17 protein-coding genes are annotated in these 16,945 nt (G+C 43.5%); 8 read left to right on the top strand and 9 right to left on the bottom strand.

All coding sequences use genetic code 11. From position 1 onward, the window contains the following. Positions 1-39 precede the first annotated feature (39 nt). Positions 40-1,008 carry a DMT family transporter gene (locus JHD44_RS09000; RefSeq protein WP_325097074.1) on the top strand — a complete coding sequence of 323 codons (969 nt, stop codon included), beginning with the start codon at positions 40-42 and terminating at the stop codon, positions 1,006-1,008. Between the two features lie 64 nt (positions 1,009-1,072). Here JHD44_RS09000 and JHD44_RS08995 read toward each other — a convergent pair whose 3' ends face one another. From JHD44_RS08995 to JHD44_RS08980, 4 genes are all read right to left on the bottom strand, one after another. Next, positions 1,073-1,711 (bottom strand): SDR family oxidoreductase, encoded by a 639-nt coding sequence (locus JHD44_RS08995; protein WP_199462425.1) that lies wholly within the window; start codon positions 1,709-1,711, stop codon positions 1,073-1,075. A 144-nt stretch (positions 1,712-1,855) separates the two neighbouring features. Continuing rightward, positions 1,856-3,739 carry a 1-deoxy-D-xylulose-5-phosphate synthase gene (gene dxs, locus JHD44_RS08990; protein WP_199462424.1) on the bottom strand — a complete coding sequence of 628 codons (1,884 nt, stop codon included), beginning with the start codon at positions 3,737-3,739 and terminating at the stop codon, positions 1,856-1,858. A gap of 48 nt (positions 3,740-3,787) precedes the next feature. Continuing rightward, a complete protein-coding gene (locus tag JHD44_RS08985) occupies positions 3,788-4,669 on the bottom strand; it encodes a polyprenyl synthetase family protein (protein ID WP_199462423.1) in 882 nt (293 codons plus the stop codon). Continuing rightward, positions 4,666-4,908, bottom strand: coding sequence for an exodeoxyribonuclease VII small subunit (locus JHD44_RS08980; RefSeq protein WP_199462422.1), 243 nt, complete (start codon positions 4,906-4,908; stop codon positions 4,666-4,668). Before JHD44_RS08980 ends, JHD44_RS08985 begins: the two co-directional genes overlap by 4 nt. Before the next feature lie 170 nt (positions 4,909-5,078). Between JHD44_RS08980 and pomA the strand changes: the two genes are divergently transcribed. From pomA to dapB, 3 genes are all read left to right on the top strand, one after another. Next, positions 5,079-5,834 carry a flagellar motor protein PomA gene (gene pomA, locus JHD44_RS08975; RefSeq protein ID WP_199462421.1) on the top strand — a complete coding sequence of 252 codons (756 nt, stop codon included), beginning with the start codon at positions 5,079-5,081 and terminating at the stop codon, positions 5,832-5,834. Between the two features lie 32 nt (positions 5,835-5,866). Next, complete coding sequence (locus JHD44_RS08970; RefSeq protein WP_199462420.1) at positions 5,867-6,877, top strand: flagellar motor protein MotB; 1,011 nt, start codon at positions 5,867-5,869, stop codon at positions 6,875-6,877. A 114-nt stretch (positions 6,878-6,991) separates the two neighbouring features. Continuing rightward, entirely contained in the window at positions 6,992-7,792 is an 801-nt protein-coding gene (gene dapB, locus JHD44_RS08965; RefSeq protein WP_199462419.1) for a 4-hydroxy-tetrahydrodipicolinate reductase, read from the top strand. 84 nt (positions 7,793-7,876) lie between these two features. Here dapB and JHD44_RS08960 read toward each other — a convergent pair whose 3' ends face one another. From JHD44_RS08960 to JHD44_RS08945, 4 genes are all read right to left on the bottom strand, one after another. Beyond that, a complete protein-coding gene (locus tag JHD44_RS08960; protein ID WP_199462418.1) occupies positions 7,877-8,359 on the bottom strand; it encodes a MarR family winged helix-turn-helix transcriptional regulator in 483 nt (160 codons plus the stop codon). Positions 8,360-8,512: 153 nt separating this feature from the next. Then, positions 8,513-9,916, bottom strand: coding sequence for a cryptochrome/photolyase family protein (locus JHD44_RS08955; RefSeq protein WP_199462417.1), 1,404 nt, complete (start codon positions 9,914-9,916; stop codon positions 8,513-8,515). A gap of 2 nt (positions 9,917-9,918) precedes the next feature. Continuing rightward, positions 9,919-10,899: a YbgA family protein gene (locus JHD44_RS08950; protein ID WP_199462416.1), complete on the bottom strand. Its 981-nt coding sequence runs from the start codon at positions 10,897-10,899 to the stop codon at positions 9,919-9,921. A 12-nt stretch (positions 10,900-10,911) separates the two neighbouring features. Beyond that, complete coding sequence (locus JHD44_RS08945; protein ID WP_199462415.1) at positions 10,912-11,877, bottom strand: NAD(P)/FAD-dependent oxidoreductase; 966 nt, start codon at positions 11,875-11,877, stop codon at positions 10,912-10,914. 128 nt (positions 11,878-12,005) lie between these two features. Here JHD44_RS08945 and JHD44_RS08940 point away from each other — a divergent pair, with 128 nt between their 5' ends. Together JHD44_RS08940 and JHD44_RS08935 are read left to right on the top strand one after the other, a co-directional pair. Continuing rightward, positions 12,006-12,851 (top strand): MerR family transcriptional regulator, encoded by an 846-nt coding sequence (locus tag JHD44_RS08940; RefSeq protein ID WP_233401935.1) that lies wholly within the window; start codon positions 12,006-12,008, stop codon positions 12,849-12,851. 98 nt (positions 12,852-12,949) lie between these two features. Next, entirely contained in the window at positions 12,950-13,183 is a 234-nt protein-coding gene (locus JHD44_RS08935) for a DUF2061 domain-containing protein (protein ID WP_199462413.1), read from the top strand. Between the two features lie 53 nt (positions 13,184-13,236). On the opposite strand, the gene JHD44_RS08930 is transcribed toward JHD44_RS08935, so the two are convergent. Beyond that, the gene (locus JHD44_RS08930) at positions 13,237-14,586 is read right to left on the bottom strand and encodes a sodium-dependent transporter (protein ID WP_199462412.1); all 1,350 of its coding nucleotides are present in this window, start codon (positions 14,584-14,586) and stop codon (positions 13,237-13,239) included. 454 nt (positions 14,587-15,040) lie between these two features. Here JHD44_RS08930 and ectA point away from each other — a divergent pair, with 454 nt between their 5' ends. Together ectA and ectB are read left to right on the top strand one after the other, a co-directional pair. Further along, positions 15,041-15,529, top strand: coding sequence for a diaminobutyrate acetyltransferase (gene ectA, locus JHD44_RS08925; RefSeq protein WP_199462411.1), 489 nt, complete (start codon positions 15,041-15,043; stop codon positions 15,527-15,529). Between the two features lie 59 nt (positions 15,530-15,588). Beyond that, positions 15,589-16,899, top strand: a complete 1,311-nt coding sequence (gene ectB, locus JHD44_RS08920; protein WP_199462410.1) for a diaminobutyrate--2-oxoglutarate transaminase — start codon at positions 15,589-15,591, stop codon at positions 16,897-16,899. Positions 16,900-16,945: the final 46 nt, after the last annotated feature.

The raw sequence follows: 16,945 nt of genomic DNA, 5'->3' as shown, positions 1-16,945 counted from the left end.
GCTCTGATACAATTCACAGTATTATATTATCAGTGCTCTATGAAGATCACTGATTTTTCTGGGAAAAATAGGCAGTTTATGACTCAAAGAAAGTCGTTAGATCTACTCGCATTTACAGCAATGATAATTTTTTGTCTAATTATGGGAGCGCAGCAAACCGCAATGAAAGACATTGCTTTTGACTTGTCTCCCACTTTACAGGTTGCTATACGCTCTAGTCTAGCTGCGTGCATGATCTGGTGCATTATGTTTGCAAAAAATGAGTCGTTTAACTGGCGTCCAGGGGCGCTCAAGTTTGCCTTGTTGGCGGGAAGCTTTATGGGGGTGGAGTTTTTGCTTCTAGGAAAAGCTCTCCTGTATACCAGTGCTGCTCACTCCGTGGTTTTTCTATACAGTGCGCCAATCTTTACTGCATTGCTACTACATTTCAAAGTGAAAGAAGAGCGTTTGCAACTGGTTCAGTGGCTAGGGATCCTGTCGGCCTTTGTCGGGCTTGCATTGGCGTTTCTGGGTGGGAGCTCATTGACAGCCAGTGCAAGTGGCGATGTCTGGGTCGGTGACGCTTTAGCTATTGCCGCTGCTTTAGTTTGGTCCTTATCTACGGTTACGATTAGAGGCAGTGTGTTAGCCCACATCTCAGTAAAGCAAACGCTATTCTTTCAACTCTTGGCTTGCTCGGTTGTTCTGTTTGTATATGCCATACTCATGGAGCCATTGGTTGTTCACGTTCACTCATCTCTGATATGGAATATGGTATTCCAAACCGTGGTGGTTTCATTTGCCGCATTTTTGATTTGGTTTTGGTTATTGAACCATTATGTCGCTGCGCAAATATCGGGGCTATCTTTTATTACGCCAATGTTCGGTGTGATGTTTGGAGTGGTGTTATTGGGGGAGCCTCTTGAGATGAACTTTTTAGTGGGGGCTGCATTGGTTTTGTGTGGACTGGTTTGTATTAACAGAAAAGTCACTAAGCTGTCTGAAGCAACTTCAACAGCGAATTGTTAAACCTAAACAGAGCGATGTGAAAAGTCTTGGCTCGCTCTGTTTAGGATGGTCGATTCTTTGGTCGTTAGTTAAAAATGGACTCAAGAGAAGCGCTACCTTGGAATAGTTCAACAACTTTTACTTTCGTTGAGTCGTTTTCGATGCAGTAGCAGATAGCATCCGCAACATCTGCTCTTGAAATGGTTGCCTCTGCAGTTGATTCAGGTCGTTGGTTGCTAAAACCGCCAGTTCGTTCTTTGTTAGTAAGCTTGCAAGGGCGCAGAATGGTGTAGGGGAGGCTGGTGATCGTTAAATACTCATCGGTGATGTGTTTCGCTACGATGTAAGGCTTCAAGCACGATTGAATCTCTTCTGGGTCATCCGCACCGAAAGAACTAAGCTGGATAAAGTGTTCAACACTTGGTTCTTCTTCTGCAAAGTCCATCGCGCGTTTGGCAGCCCACAAGTCAACTAATAGGGTTTTGTCGCAGCCAGTATGGCCGCCAGAGCCAGCAACAAAGACGACTTTTTTCACACCCTCAAAGGCTTGGCTAAAATCTTCCTCAAGATCGATCTGAAAGATCTGAAGTGCAGGGTGTTTCAACTCCTCCGTACGGTGAGTATCTCGAACAAGTGCGCGAACGGTATAGCCTTTTTGCAGTAATGAATGACAGACTTTTTGGCCAATTTGACCGCTTGCGCCGATTACCAAAACAGTACTCATGGTTATGGGCCTTTGATTGAGAATTTACTTAATCATATGTTACAAGTTCGCAGTTAATATGAATAAATAACAGTTTTCCGTGGAGTTTTTGAAGGTTTAAGAATGAAATAAAGGCGGTCATGGAGCCGCCTTTCATATCTAGGTTTAAAGTGATTCGAGTTTGTGCTCAATCGCTTTGAGTATGCCTTGTTCATCAATGCCCACTCGTTTAAGCATCGCTGAATGGCTGGCATGCTCTTCGTATCGGTCAGGCAGACCCAAATGCAAAACAGGTACATGAATATTGTTGTCATTGAGGAATTCGCTGACCGCTGAACCTGCTCCACCCATGACAGCATTTTCTTCTATTGTAACAATCAGCTTGGCAGCCTTATGTGAGAGCAGCGCTTGTTCATCCAGAGGCTTCACAAAGCGCATGTCTAACAGTGTCGCATCGAGCTTTTTAGCGGCGAGCAACGCATCATAAGTTGGACGACCAAAACCGCAAATAACGATACCTGATTGCCCTTGGTGTAACGCACGGGATTGCCCTAACTCGATGCACTCCAGCTCATCGTTTACAGTAATCCCTCGACCTGTGCCCCTCGGGTAGCGAACTGCTGCAGGGCCTGAGTGCTTATAGCCTGTATGAAGCATTTTTCGACATTCGTCTTCATCCGAAGGTGCCATAATGACCATGTTAGGGACGCAACGGAGGTAGCTTAGATCGTATGCTCCCGCATGAGTTGGGCCGTCTTCTCCTACTAAGCCTGCTCGGTCTATGGCGAATAAAACGTCAAGGTTTTGCAGTGCTACATCATGAATTAATTGATCGTAGGCGCGTTGTAAGAATGTAGAGTAAATGGCAACAACGGGCTTTAGACCGTCACAAGCCATTCCAGCAGCAAGTGTTACTGCATGTTGTTCTGCAATGGCAACATCGAAATAACGATCAGGGTAGAGCTCTGCAAATGCAATTAAGTCTGATCCTTCTTTCATTGCAGGCGTAATGGCCACGAGACGTTTATCTTCTGCAGCGGCGTCACATACCCACTTACCAAATATGTTGCTGTACTTAGGCAGTGATGGTTTCGTTGATTCGGTAATAGGCTTATCGTCAGGCTCAACTTTGTTGATAGCATGGTAGCCAATAGGATCGCCTTCAGCGGGTTCAAATCCTTTGCCTTTTTTGGTGATTACATGAAGAAACTGTGGTCCTTTGCGATCTTTTAGGTTACTCAGGGTTTGGGTTAACAACTCAATGTCATGACCGTCGATTGGGCCAATATAATTAAAGCCAAGCTCTTCAAAAATCGTCCCTGGAGCGACCATGCCCTTCATGTGTTCTTCTGCTTTGCGAGCAAGCTCAAGTGCAGTGGGCAATCCAGAGAAAACTTTACGCCCACTTTCTCTGATATTTTCGTAAGTTTTGCTAGCCCAAATTCGTGCCAAAGAGCTAGAAAGTGCGCCAGCAGGCTTAGAAATAGACATCTCATTATCATTAAGTACAACCAACATATCGGCTTTTACATCACCGGCATGATTTAATGCTTCAAAGGCCATACCTGCAGACATCGCGCCATCGCCAATGATCGCTACAGACTTGCGTGACTTATCGAGTTGACGTGAAGCCAATGCCATACCTAATGCTGCGCCAATTGAAGTGCTCGAATGGCCAACACCAAATGTATCGAACTCACTTTCTTCGCGTTTGGGGAAGCCAGAAATGCCACCTTCCTGTCGAATACTAAGCAGAGCATCACGACGCCCTGTTAGAATCTTATGTGGGTAGGCTTGGTGACCTACATCCCATACAAGACGATCTTCAGGCGTATTAAATACATAATGAAGTGCCACGGTTAACTCGATGACGCCTAGTCCTGCGCCGAAATGACCACCCGTTTGGCCTACGCTGTAAAGCATATATTCTCGCAATTCTCTTACGAGATTTGGGAGCTCTTTTTTTGTCAACTGGCGCAGGTCGTCTGGGCTGTCAATTTTGTCGAGTAATGGCGTCAAAGGACGCGATGTTGGAATCGTTTCGAACATGGGCACCGGATGGTCACTTATTCTGTCTTAAAATAGCGAGGCATTATATCAGTGGTTACGGGCAATAATATAGTTTGCTAGCTCCACTAATGGGACCGATTTTGCTCCAAATGGAGTAACTTGAGCGACTGCTTCATCATGAAGTTGCTTTGCAAGTACTTTTGCACCGTCCAAACCCAATAGCTTAGGGTAAGTCGGTTTATTGGCATCCTCATCAGAAAATTGTGTTTTACCAAGGGTTTGCGTATCACTGGTAATATCAATGATGTCGTCTTGGACTTGGAAGGCTAATCCGATGGCAGAAGCATAGGCATCTAAAGAGCGGTACACTTCTTCATCATCAACCCCCACACTCTGAGCGCCCATTTTTACGGCTGCTTTTATGATTGCACCCGTTTTATGGCGATGCATTAATTCTAAATCTTGTAATGACATTGCTTTATTGACATTCGATAGGTCAATCATTTGTCCTGTTACCATGCCATGTCTGCCACTAGCTGATTGAAGAGTTTGAATCAGTGAAAGCTGCACAGAAGCTTGATTAAATTTAGGTTGGCTTAAAAGCTCGAAGGCAAAAGTTTGTAACGCATCGCCTGCTAAGATCGCTGTCGCTTCATCATATTGAATATGGCAAGTCGGTTTACCTCGACGCAGATTGTCGTCATCCATAGCTGGTAAATCATCATGAATTAAAGAATACGCATGAATGGATTCGACTGCTGCAGCACTGGCATCGGTTAATTCATTTGCCGCTGAAAAGAGTTCTGCTACTGCGTAAGTTAACATCGGCCGAACACGTTTGCCGCCATTAAAAAGGCTGTAACGCATAGCCTCATGTAACGCTTTGGCTGGTGTATAGGTAGACAAACTCTGATCTAAATAACGATTTACACGTTCACAAGCATACTGCGAAAATTGCTCAAGATTCACTGGTCGGATTCCGGGTCAAAAGTTTCAAGGCGCTCTCCATCATGCTTTTCAAGAAGTATTTGAACTTTTTGTTCTGCTTGAGTAAGAACAGATTGGCAGTCTTGACTCAGTTTGACGCCTTTTTCAAAAGCTTTAAGAGCGTCTTCAAGAGATAACTGGTTGGATTCAAGTTGCGCAACAATCGTTTCTAACTCAGAGAGATTTTCTTCGAAGTGGCGCACGCTAGTTTTTCGAGACATAATGACTTCTCTTTTGATAACCTACAATTTGTAACAGAATTCCGCATTATTCACGAGTGATGTCACTCTAAAGTTACAAAATAGTAACGGTTAAGTAAGACGTGTCGCTACTATTTGTTTAAAATGGAAGAAATTGAGTCGCATTATAGCTTTATTCGTAGGAGACGTGTGTGGATATCGCAACGTTATTAGGTCTAATTGGAGCCTTCGTAATCGTTCTGATGGCCATCTTATTGGGCGGTTCCGCAGGGATGTTTCTCGACCCTGCCTCGGTTCTGATTGTATTGATTGGTTCTACCTTTGTTGTGCTGATGCAATACCCCTTAGGGCAATTCCTTGGGGCCGGTAAATCTGCTGCGAAGGCATTCATGTTTAAAAGTGTCCCGCTAGACACTTTGATTGACGAAATCTATGGGTTAGCAGACGAAGCTCGTAAGGGCGGGCTGCTTTCCTTAGAAGGTAAAGAAGTGAGTCATCCTTTCTTGTCGAAGGGCATTCAAATGCTGGTGGATGGCCATGATGGCTCTGTGGTTAGAGCACAACTGTCAAAGGACATGAATCAAGCGTTTACCCGCCATGATAACGGAGCCAAAGTATTTAAAGCCTTTGGTGACACGGGCCCGGCAATGGGAATGATCGGTACGCTAGTCGGTCTGGTGCAAATGTTGGCAAACATGGATGACCCGAAAGCGATCGGCCCTGCGATGGCGGTAGCACTGCTAACCACTCTTTATGGTGCCGTGTTAGCGAACATGGTTTGTCTGCCGATTCAGGCAAAGCTTTCAAATCGTGCAAACGAAGAATTGTTGTGCCAGCAGCTGATTTTGGATGCATTGTTAGCGATTCAAGCTGGTCAGAACCCACGAGTATTAGATGGGGCTCTGAAAACCTACATTGCGGAAGGCAAACGAACTGAGCGTGAATAACGCTTTTGTCAGTTGTAATTGGATAGTATGTCATGAGTGATGAAGAAGACGAAAACGATTGCCCCGAATGTATAGAAGGCCTCCCGGCCTACATGGGTACCTTTGCCGACTTGATGTCGCTGCTGATGTGTTTCTTCGTATTGCTTCTGTCTTTTGCCGAAATGGATGTTTTGAAATTTAAGCAGCTAGCAGGTTCGATGCGAGAAGCCTTTGGTGTACAAAAGCAGATAGAAGCTGAGTCTATCCCAATGGGTACTTCTATTATTGCCCAAGAGTTTAGCCCAGGTCGCCCTGAGCCAACGCCTATTAATGAGGTGCGCCAAAAAGCAGATGATGTTCCAGAAAATACATTGGAAGTGATGTGTAAGCCTGATTCGGCTCAACTAAATGAGCAAGATGGGGCTGGTCAACCCTCTCCAAATACGACAGTGGACATGTCTCAAGCAGATATGCAGCGTGAGCAACAAATTCAGCAAACGGAGGAGACTGCCCAGCAAGTGGCGTCCGTTATGCGTGAAGAAATATCAAAAGGTACAGTAGAGGTTGAAACTCAGGAAAATACTATCACGATACGTCTGAAGGATAGGGGATCTTTTGAGTCAGGTTCGGCAGAGCTGAATTATGACTTTATTCCTGTTATCGATATGGTTAGGGATGTGCTGGTTGGCCTCGAAGGTAGTATTGCAGTAGAAGGGCATACCGATAACATTCCAATTGATAGTCCTCGTTTTCGCTCGAATTGGCAGCTTTCTTCTGCTCGGGCAATTGCTGTCGCCGAGGAGCTTTTTTCCACCGGGCAGTTGGAGCAAAATAGGTTTGCCGTGACTGGCTTTGCCGACACCAGACCATTAGTTCCTAATGATACTCCGCAGAATCGTGCGACTAACAGACGTGTAGAAATCGTCATTCGCCAGAACGACTTAGCAAGGCCCAATGTGATTGAGCCTGAATACCCGCCTGGTTTAAATGGTGACCCAGATACAAATGATCTGTTTACCGAAGGTGATAGTGGTTTTGAGCTAAATCCAAATGAAATTTTCTAGGCGAACTTAATTTGCTAACAAAAGCGGCGTATTACGCCGCTTTTTGCGTTCTAATAATGCGAAGGATTCGGATTTTTGGTATCTTTCGGACAAATTAATTTGAGGAAGAGTAAGATGCGTATTGCAGTTATCGGCGCCGCTGGTCGCATGGGGAAAACCCTAATTCAAGCCATTCAGGATGCGAACGGTGTAGAGCTTGGTGCAGCGGTTGTAGAGCCTAGTAGTTCTCTAATTGGTGCAGATGCAGGTGAAGTCGCTGGTGTTGGTAAACTAAACGTTACGATGACAGGTGATTTATCTGAATGTGTGGCTGACTTCGATGCCTTAATTGACTTTACTACGCCAGCCCTAACGGTTGCAAATGCTGCTTTTTGTGCTGCAAATGGTAAAGCGATCATAATTGGTACGACAGGCCTAGATGATGATCAGAAAGCGGCTTTAGCTAAAGCTGGGGAAACCACTCAGGTTGTATTTGCTCCTAACATGAGTGTGGGCGTTAATTTGACTTTGAAGCTTTTGTCCTTAGCGGCTCAGATTCTTGGTGATGATTACGATGTTGAGGTTGTTGAAGCTCATCACCGTCATAAAGTTGACTCACCATCCGGTACGGCTCTTCGAATGGGCGAGGTTGTTGCTGAAGCGCTAGGTCGTGATTTAAAAGAATGTGCAGTATATGGGCGAGAAGGACAGATAGGCCCGCGTACGCAAAAAGAAATTGGTTTTGAAACCATCCGTGCTGGTGATGTTGTTGGCGAGCATAGTGTTTGGTTCGCGACGGAAGGTGAGCGCATTGAAATTGTTCACAAAGCAAGTAGCCGTATGACCTTCGCAAAAGGTGCTGTGCGTGCTGCGGCATGGTTAGAAAGTCAGCCAGCAGGCTTATATGATATGCAGGATGTACTAAACCTTAAGTAATTCAATTTAGGTTGGTTTCTAACAAAAAAGCTGCCAAAGGCAGCTTTTTTGTTTGGACTTAACAATATTTGAATACAAATATTGTTAGTGTGATGCAGGAAAATTGATGTCTAGAAGTGGTGCCGCATCAATATGCTCAGCATCCATCATCAATGCAACGCGCTGTAACGATGAAAGAATTTGTGTTTGCTCCCAACTTTCTAGTGAGCTGAACTCGGAAATGAATTTTTCATGAAGCAATGGTGGTGAAGTCAGTAGGACGTTTCTACCTTCTTCAGTAAGTCGAGCATTTACAATACGTTTGTCTTTTTGCGCGCGAACACGTTCTACTAATTTACGTTCTTCTAAGCGATTTAAAATAGTTGTTACCGTTGCCTGACTTAGAGATACGTTGTCAGAAATCTTTCTCACAGTTACATCGCCAAGCTCTTCAATTGCTCGAAGCACCATGATTTGTGGAATAGTAAGTCCACAAGCTTTAACAATACGCTTCGATTGTAGGTCTGTTGCACGAATAATACGGCGTAAGTGGACTAAGACGTCATGTAAGTTTTGTTGGTCTGGCATAGAAATCGTTAAGGTCTAAAGGTATCGTTTTGAGCGCGCATTATAGGCAGAAGTTAGGAGCGGATGAAGCCCCTAACACCAATCTACACAAAATTTATTATTTAGACTTCAAAATAATGCCATTGATTTGAAATGTCAATCTAACGAATTTAGCTATTGCCCTTTGAGATCGTCAAAAGCTGAAATAGCGTACTGCCTTGCTTTCTTGTAATCGATAATCGGTCTCGGGTATTGATATTGTCGCCTATGTAGATCACTTGGATCATGGATTTGCTTAGCAGTTAGGCTGCTTAGTTCAGGGACAAAACGTTTGATAAACTCTCCTTCTGGGTCAAAGCGCTCCGACTGTCTCGTAGGGTTAAAAACGCGAAAGTAAGGTGCGGCATCACACCCGGTGGATGCACTCCATTGCCAGCCGCCATTGTTTGCTGAAAATTCCCCATCAATTAGCTTTTCCATAAAGTATTTCTCACCTTCACGCCAATCGATAAACAGCAGTTTAGTGAGAAAACTTGCAGTGATCATCCTTAATCGATTGTGCATCCAGCCTGTCTGATTTAGCTGGCGCATAGCGGCGTCCACAATAGGAAAACCGGTATTACCTTCGCACCAATCTTTAAAAGCCTTGTCGTTGTGATTCCAGACTATGTGCTGAGTTTCAGGCTTAAATGGCAAAGACTTTGATAAGTCAGGAAAGTGCCCCATAAGCTGTTTATAGAAATCTCGCCAGGCAAGCTCTTTTAACCAAACACTCCCATGCCAATCCCGTTCATTGTCACCTGAGGTGTGGATTATAGCCTCTAAGCATTCTCTTGGGCCGATTGCCCCTAATGCTAAATAGGGCGACAGTGTGCTGGTATTTGGTTTTGCTGGAAAGTCTCGTAGTTCATCGTAATCGGCTTCTTTGTGGTGACAGAAATGCCAGAGCTTTTCTTTAATAATCTGATAGTCTGCTGGCCACAAGTCTTGGCGATAAGAGTCTTCCTTGTCGTAGAGCTTGAGCTCACTGGGTAATGATTTGGAGTTCTCTTGGTTATTAGGGCATTCATAAGGAGGCGTAATGTTTGCGCTTAGCGTGCTTAACCAGCGTTTATAAAAGGGCGTAAACACTTTAAATGGCTGCCCCTGCTGATTGAGTACAGGCTCTGAGACAATAAGATCTGGTGCAAAACGTCGTGTTGTAACACCAACCTTATCGAGATATTGCGCGGTACGCTCATCCCGTTGTGCTTCATGTATCGGTAGCTCATTTTGCCACCAAACAGTCGTGTAGTGGTGCTCAAGACACAAGTCAGCAATGGCTTTAGGACAATCAGAAAAGCGTTTTAGCTTAAGTATATGACAAGGAATGCCCAATTTATGAGCTTGTTGTTGCAGCTCTGTGATGAGCTCAAAGCGAAGCGCATTTTTCGCGGGAGATTCATTATGCTCCTGCCACTGCTCAGGTGTTAAGCAAACGACCAGAGCAATGTCATCATCCTGCTGTGCAAGGTTGATAGCAGGATGATCGTTGAGACGAATGTCATTACGTAGCCAAACTAATTGTGAAATAGCCATAATTAAACAGTATTCCTAATACCAAGAGCTTGCGGGTACGGGGCAAAGTAGCGTTGTTCTTTTACATATTCGCTACCGTACAATTTTAAATAGTGGTAAAGAAGGGTGGTCGGTGTCGTGAGATTTACTTCACCACGACGATATTGTTCGACCACATCAAGAATATCTTGGCGTACTTTTGAATCTACTTCGCGTTTTAAATAGCCGACTAAATGCATTAACACATTACAGTGGTTTTTGCGTTTTGCCGGACGTGATAAAGCTTGCATGAACTGCTTAAAGTATTCTTCAGAAAGATCTTCAATTGAGTGTTTCTCTTGGCCTGAAAGTAAGCGGCCAAGGGATTTGTAATAGGGTTGTGAGTGGGCCATAACGATGTATTTATAGCGACTATGGAAGTCGATAAGGTTTTTCATCGAAAGATCATTTAAAACCGTATTGCGAAATTCATGATGCGCGAACACACGAAGCAAAAAGTTTTCACGAAGAATTGGGTCATTTAAGCGGCCATCTTCTTCAATTGGTAATTGTGGGAAACGGTCCATTAACGATTGAGTGAACAAGCCTCTTACTCGCTTCATGTGTGGATGACCGTTTTCTTGATATACCTTAATACGTTCGAATCCACATGAAGGCGAGTTTTTCATCACAATATAGCCGTCTAGTTCAGGCAGCTTGTCTAAATAACGATTGTTTGAGTTGACTAACTTATCGGTGATTATCATATCACGCTGATTTGAGAAAACTAACCTTGGCTCATCGGGATTACCTTCTAGCCGCATTGTAGGCCTTGGGGTGCCAAAACCGGCGGCCATTTCAGGGCAAAACTGCTTGTAGTCGAAGTATTCTGCTAAAGGTCCTAAACAGTAGAGTGAACGGCTGTGTCCTCCGTTAAAGCGAACATTTTCACCCAACAAGCAAGAGCTTATTCCGACAGGAACTTTCTGAGTGATCTGATTCGGGTGGCATGTATTTACAGTCATTGTAAGAACCTCCTAAACCTCATTGAATTGGTATGTATTTCGAATTGTTGCAAATGCGTATTTAGCGCTGAGCATGGCGCCCTCAGCATCTCCTTGGCATAACCAGTCACCAATTAAACAAATTTTAAGGGTGTCATCCCAAAGAAATGGCTTGGGTGATAATGCCATAGCTTGTCGCCCAAGTAGCCATCTATGGGGTTCACCTGCATCTAACACCTTAGTATCTGTGACTCCCTCAAATGCTTGTATCAAATGAGATAGCACTTCCGATTTCGGGGTATCTAAATGGGTCTTACTCCATTCTGGTGAAGCCTGAATCACCCATGTATCAACTTCTTCAGAATTACGGTCGGGTTTATCTGAGTCTTTGATTAATGTTTCTAAGACGGGGTGGTCGCAGGGCATAAGACCAGCTGTATCCAGTTTCTCAGTAGTGACCCACATTGACCATTGAGGTTGAGTCTGGCTGCCTGCTTGATTGGCGAATTGTAATAAGGCTCCGGAGTTTGGAATCGTCGCAAGTAACATTGCGGCTTGAACTGCTGGGGCTCCAATGACAAGGTTTTCTGCAGTACAAATTGGCTGATATTTTTCATTTCTTAATAGCCAATTACCTTGTCTGCGCTCGATATGATGAACTTTCGTTTCTGTGACTAATTCTATGTCTTTGGTTAGGTATCGTGTGATGGAAGACATTCTTGGTACACCAACATACGCGCTTTGCCAACGTTCAATGACTTGTTGCTCGAGCAAAATTTCTCTAATGTCTGTTAGATCTTCATCGCTAAAGCTGATGAGGCTCGCACCAAGGTCAGCACTGCCATGTGCGAGTCGTTTACTGCCTGCGCGTCCGCCTGTACCCCGTGATTTATCAATGACAAGACAAGGTTGTTGATGTCTATTCGCATAGTAGGCAAATGTTGCACCTGCTAGCCCAGCACCAATGACAGCAAAACGTGTATGTGGAATGTCATTCATTACGCGTATCCATAATTAGGTCGTTTTATAAATCATTTAAAAAGTTTGTATAAGATCATTCTTGTACATAAACTGTAATTGTACAAGTTTGAGAGATACGAATGGCTACTACGAATGACCTTAAACAAATGGATTACTTCCCTATAAGAATTTTATCTGAAAAAACAGGGGTGAACTCTGTGACACTCAGGGCTTGGGAGCGCCGTTATGGTCTACTAAAACCATACCGGACAGAAAAAGGGCACAGACTTTATCAAGCAAGTGATATCGAGCGAGTCAGGAAAGTCTTATATTGGGTGCAACTAGGTGTACCTGTGGGAAAAGTAAGGGCGGTTTTATCATCAGAATCAGTTTCTGAAGTAGAAGAGTTAAAGCAGGCTGATGATGGTTGGTTGATATGGCAACATGAATTCATTGAATTAGTGTTGGCTATGAAATATCAACAATGGGAGTCAAAGTTGCGTGAGGCAAGCAAGCAATATCCGATTCAAGTGCTCTTGAAAAAAGGATTGCTTCCAGTTTTAGGGCAACTAAGAGAATTACCCAATGCATTATGTGCACGTTTAGCGCTACAAAGTTATTTGACGGATTTGGCCGCTTCGATGATTGTTAATTTCAAAGGCGGCATACCTTCTGAGCAGCCTTTGATTATTATTAATTTAGATAACTGTGCTTTGATATCAAGGCTTTATTGTTGGTCTAAATTGGACTCTAAAGAACGATATATTTGTATTGATGGTGTTCGCACAATTGCTGATGTAGACGCACTATATCGAGATATGTCACCAAAACTGGTGGTTGTTATGGCTCAAGATATTGGTCAGATAGAGGCGGCAAGGTGGTTACAAAGTTGGCCATCCTATAATGTTGATAGCTATTTTGTAGGAGCCAGTTTTTGGCTGGCAAATCGAGCGACTCAAATGGTTGAAGAAGATAAGCATCTTTTTGCTGATTTACAGGCATTTTTAGATTAGCGCGATGCTATTGGAGCGATATAATTTATTGATTTATAAAAATAGATAGTTTGATTTAATCTTTGATTTGTCTTCAGAATTAATTAGAGGTGCTTATCATGGTTAAAACAATGACATTTGCGGTTATGCACTTCAGTGTCGCATTTACAGTTGCATACTTAATATCGGGCAGTTTTTTAGTAGGTGGCCTGGTGGCGACAATAGAGCCTGCGATTAATACTGTTGCTTACTACTTCCATGAAAAACTTTGGCAAAAAGCCAGTTCAGATCGATTTTCAGCACTAATAGAAGTTTTGAAAAGCCCCATAGAAAGTTATGCAATGAAGTCATAAACGAAAAAGCCCTGCATATATGCAGGGCTTTGAGCATAGAAACCTTCTTTGAATTAAAGGTTTAAGATAAATACTACACCCACTGCGGCCGGAGCGATAAATTTCACTACGAACAACCAAAGGTTGAACAAGCCTTCAGATTTTAGATTGATCTCATCTGACGCATGCTTTTTCTTAACTACCCAGCCAGCAAATAGAGCGATCAAAATACCGCCAAGAGGCAACATGATGTTAGCTGTGATGTAATCAAGGAAGTCGAATACATTTTTACCGAACAAGGTGACATCTGACATAAAGTTAAAGGAACCTAGGCAAAGAATGCCGATCGCCCAGACAACAACACCGAGAGCAATAGTCGCTGAAGAACGCTTTAAGCCAACTCGTTCGACAAGGTAAGCAACTGTTGGCTCTAGCAGGGAAATTGCCGAAGTCCATGCTGCAACACCGATCAATACGAAGAATAAGGTTCCAAAGAATTGACCACCAGCCATTTGACCAAACGCGACAGGTAATGAAATAAACATCAATCCTGGGCCTGCCGCAGGATCCATTCCGTTAGCAAAAATGATTGGGAAAATCGCAAGGCCTGCAACCAAAGCAACTAGGGTGTCTAGGAAGCCAATCGCCAGTACTGTTGAGCCGATAGAAGCGCGTTTAGGCATATATGACCCGTAAGCCATAATACTGCCCATGCCTAAAGACAGAGTAAAAAATGAATGCCCTACAGCAACAAGAACTGCATCCCATGTTAACTTATCAAAGTCAAAGTCAAACATGAAGCTCCACCCTTGGGCGAAGCCATCAGTACTCATGCCATAGCCGAACAGTACAAATAACAGAACAAATAATGCTGGCATCATGATGCGAGTTGCTCGCTCTAACCCTGCATTAACTCCACCGATAACGACAATGACAACCATAATTGTGAAAATCGTATGCCACATTAACAGTGTTGTTGGGTCTGCTAGCAAATTGTTAAACAGTTCGCCAGCTTGTTCTGAGGAAACACCATTTAGAGCGCCGCTGGCGCTTGAGAAAATGTATTGTAAAACCCAGCCTGCAACCACAGAGTAAAAAGAAAAAATTAGCACACCGGCTAACATTCCCATAAAGCCAATGGCACCCCATGACTTACTTTTGCCAGATTCTTCGGCAAGATCCATGAGCGCATTAATAGGGCTTTGGCGAGCTCGACGACCAACAAATACCTCTGCGATCATAATTGGAATACCCACTAGGGCGATACATAGCAGATAAACTAAAACGAACGCTCCGCCGCCATTTTCTCCAGTAATGTATGGAAACTTCCAGATATTCCCTAAACCTACAGCAGATCCGGTTGCCGCGAGGATGAATACCCAGCGGCTAGCCCAAGAGCCGTGGATGGACTTTTTTTCTTGCATAAAACTCTCTTTCTTTTCAGCAAATAACGCTCGCCTTTTGGGGAGTGTTTGAGAGGTCACGGGTGGGTGACTGTCCGTACTGCTATCTCGGCTCTCTTGCTTTTTGTTAATGGTAGAACTGCTTTTCTCAGGAACTAGATTATTGATCCTCCCACAGAAGGTCGCTCAACAATACATGCTTGTGTGCATCATAAAGTTCTCTGATTTGGCGGGCGATTCTGCAAATTTTGTTCACCTTTTTCAAGTTAATTCTGCCACTTTGGTCAAAAACAGACCATAAAACATAGGTTTAGCAATTGGTATAAGTTTTGTGAATGGGCATTAATTGAGAAAGAGTTGTCAGTATATGTTGATATAAATATTTAGACATGTAATCATTTTTATAGTGAATTTAAGCAACCTAACGGATTTTATTGCTTTTTTTTAATTCTTAGTTATTAGAGATGTAAAATTTATGGTTGAAAGTAACATTAAGCTTCGTAAGCCAGTAACTGAAGATGGCGTAGCCCTTTTTGATTTGGTTAAGCGATGTTCACCTCTGGACCAAAACTCGGCTTACTGTAATTTGTTGCAGTGTAGTCATTTTGCCGAAACGGGCATTGCAGCTGAAATGAATGGCGAGTTGGTTGGCTTTGTATCTGGCTACCTTATTCCTGATCGCACGGATGTATTGTTTGTGTGGCAGGTCGCGGTTGATGAAAAAGCGAGAGGCCAAGGCCTTTCTAAAAAGATGGTGCTGGAGCTACTAAAGCGACCTTCACTGTCAAATGTTCAGTATATAGAAACCACGATCACTCCTGACAATGAGGCATCTTGGGGGCTTTTCCGTAGTCTATCCAAGACGCTTGATACCCCTTTTGAATCTTCTACTCACTTTGAAGAAGACGCCCATTTTCAAGGTCGACACAAAACAGAACACTTGGTCAAAATTGGTCCATTCTAAGTCGTCATCAGACCGCCAAGATATAACGAATTTATTTATAAAGATAAGAGGAATTAATAATGAAAATTTTTGAAGAAATTGAATCTGAAGTACAGTCCTATGCGCGTTCATTTCCACGCATTTTTAACAAGGCGCAAGGAAGCTATCTTTTCGACGAAGAGGGCAATCAGTATTTGGATTTCCTAGCGGGCGCAGGAACATTAAATTACGGCCATAACAATCCGATCTTAAAGAAAAAGCTTGTTGAATACATCATGGAAGATGGCATCACTCATGGTCTTGACCTTCATACCAAGGCTAAAGGTGAGTTTTTGGAAGCTTTTAAAGATCACATTCTTGATCCACGAGATCTTGAATATGTTATGCAGTTCACCGGCCCAACAGGTACTAATGCCATTGAAGCGGCTATGAAATTGGCCCGTAATGTAACCGGTCGTGAGAACATCATTACATTTACCAATGGTTTTCATGGCTGTAGCTTAGGTGCCCTGTCAGCAACGGGTAACTCACATCATCGAGGTGTGGCTGGAACATCATTGGGTGGAGTGAGCCGAGTACCATATGACGGTTACCTTGGTGATGGTATTGAGACAACTGAATACTTGGATAAAGTGCTGTCTGATTCTTCAAGCGGTATTGATCACCCAGCCGCCGTGTTAGTCGAAACGGTTCAAGGTGAAGGTGGTATCAATGCAGCAAGCCTTGATTGGTTGAAAAATCTTGATGCGGTTTGTAAAAAGCACGGCGTACTTTTAATTGTCGACGATATTCAAGCAGGTTGTGGCCGAACTGGTACTTTCTTTAGCTTTGAACCAGCTGGCATTAAACCAGATATCGTAACGCTTTCTAAGTCCATTTCTGGCTACGGTTTGCCTTTCGCTATTGTTCTGTTCAAACCTGAACTTGACCAGTGGAAACCTGGTGAGCATAACGGTACTTTCCGTGGTAATAACTTGGCATTTGTTACAGCGAAAGCGGCTATTGAAACTTTCTGGAAAGACGATGTTTTCGCTAAAGAAGTTCGTCGCAAAGGTCAATATATTGAAGATCGCTTACAAGCCATTGTTAATGAATTAGGTGAGGGCAACTTTACTGTGCGCGGCCGAGGTATGATGCGTGGTATTAACTGTGTCAGCGGTGAGTTGGCAAGCAAAATTACCAAGGCATGTTTTAAACAGAATTTGATCATTGAGACATCAGGTGCTGATGACCAGGTAGTTAAATTCTTATGTCCACTTACTATTACAGATGAACAGCTTAAACATGGTTTAGACATTGTTGAGCAGTCCATTCGTGAAGTGTGCGCTAAGACTGATGAAATGCCTGAAGAGAAAAGCTACTTCGACGAAAACTACGATATTGCTGTTTAAGCAACCCTACTATTTGTTGGGCGCAAGCGCGCCCTTTTTACACGTA

This window comes from Marinomonas ostreistagni (assembly GCF_016461785.1).
In the GTDB taxonomy this organism is placed as follows: domain Bacteria; phylum Pseudomonadota; class Gammaproteobacteria; order Pseudomonadales; family Marinomonadaceae; genus Marinomonas; species Marinomonas ostreistagni_A.
This window is presented reverse-complemented; position numbering and strand designations above follow the sequence as displayed.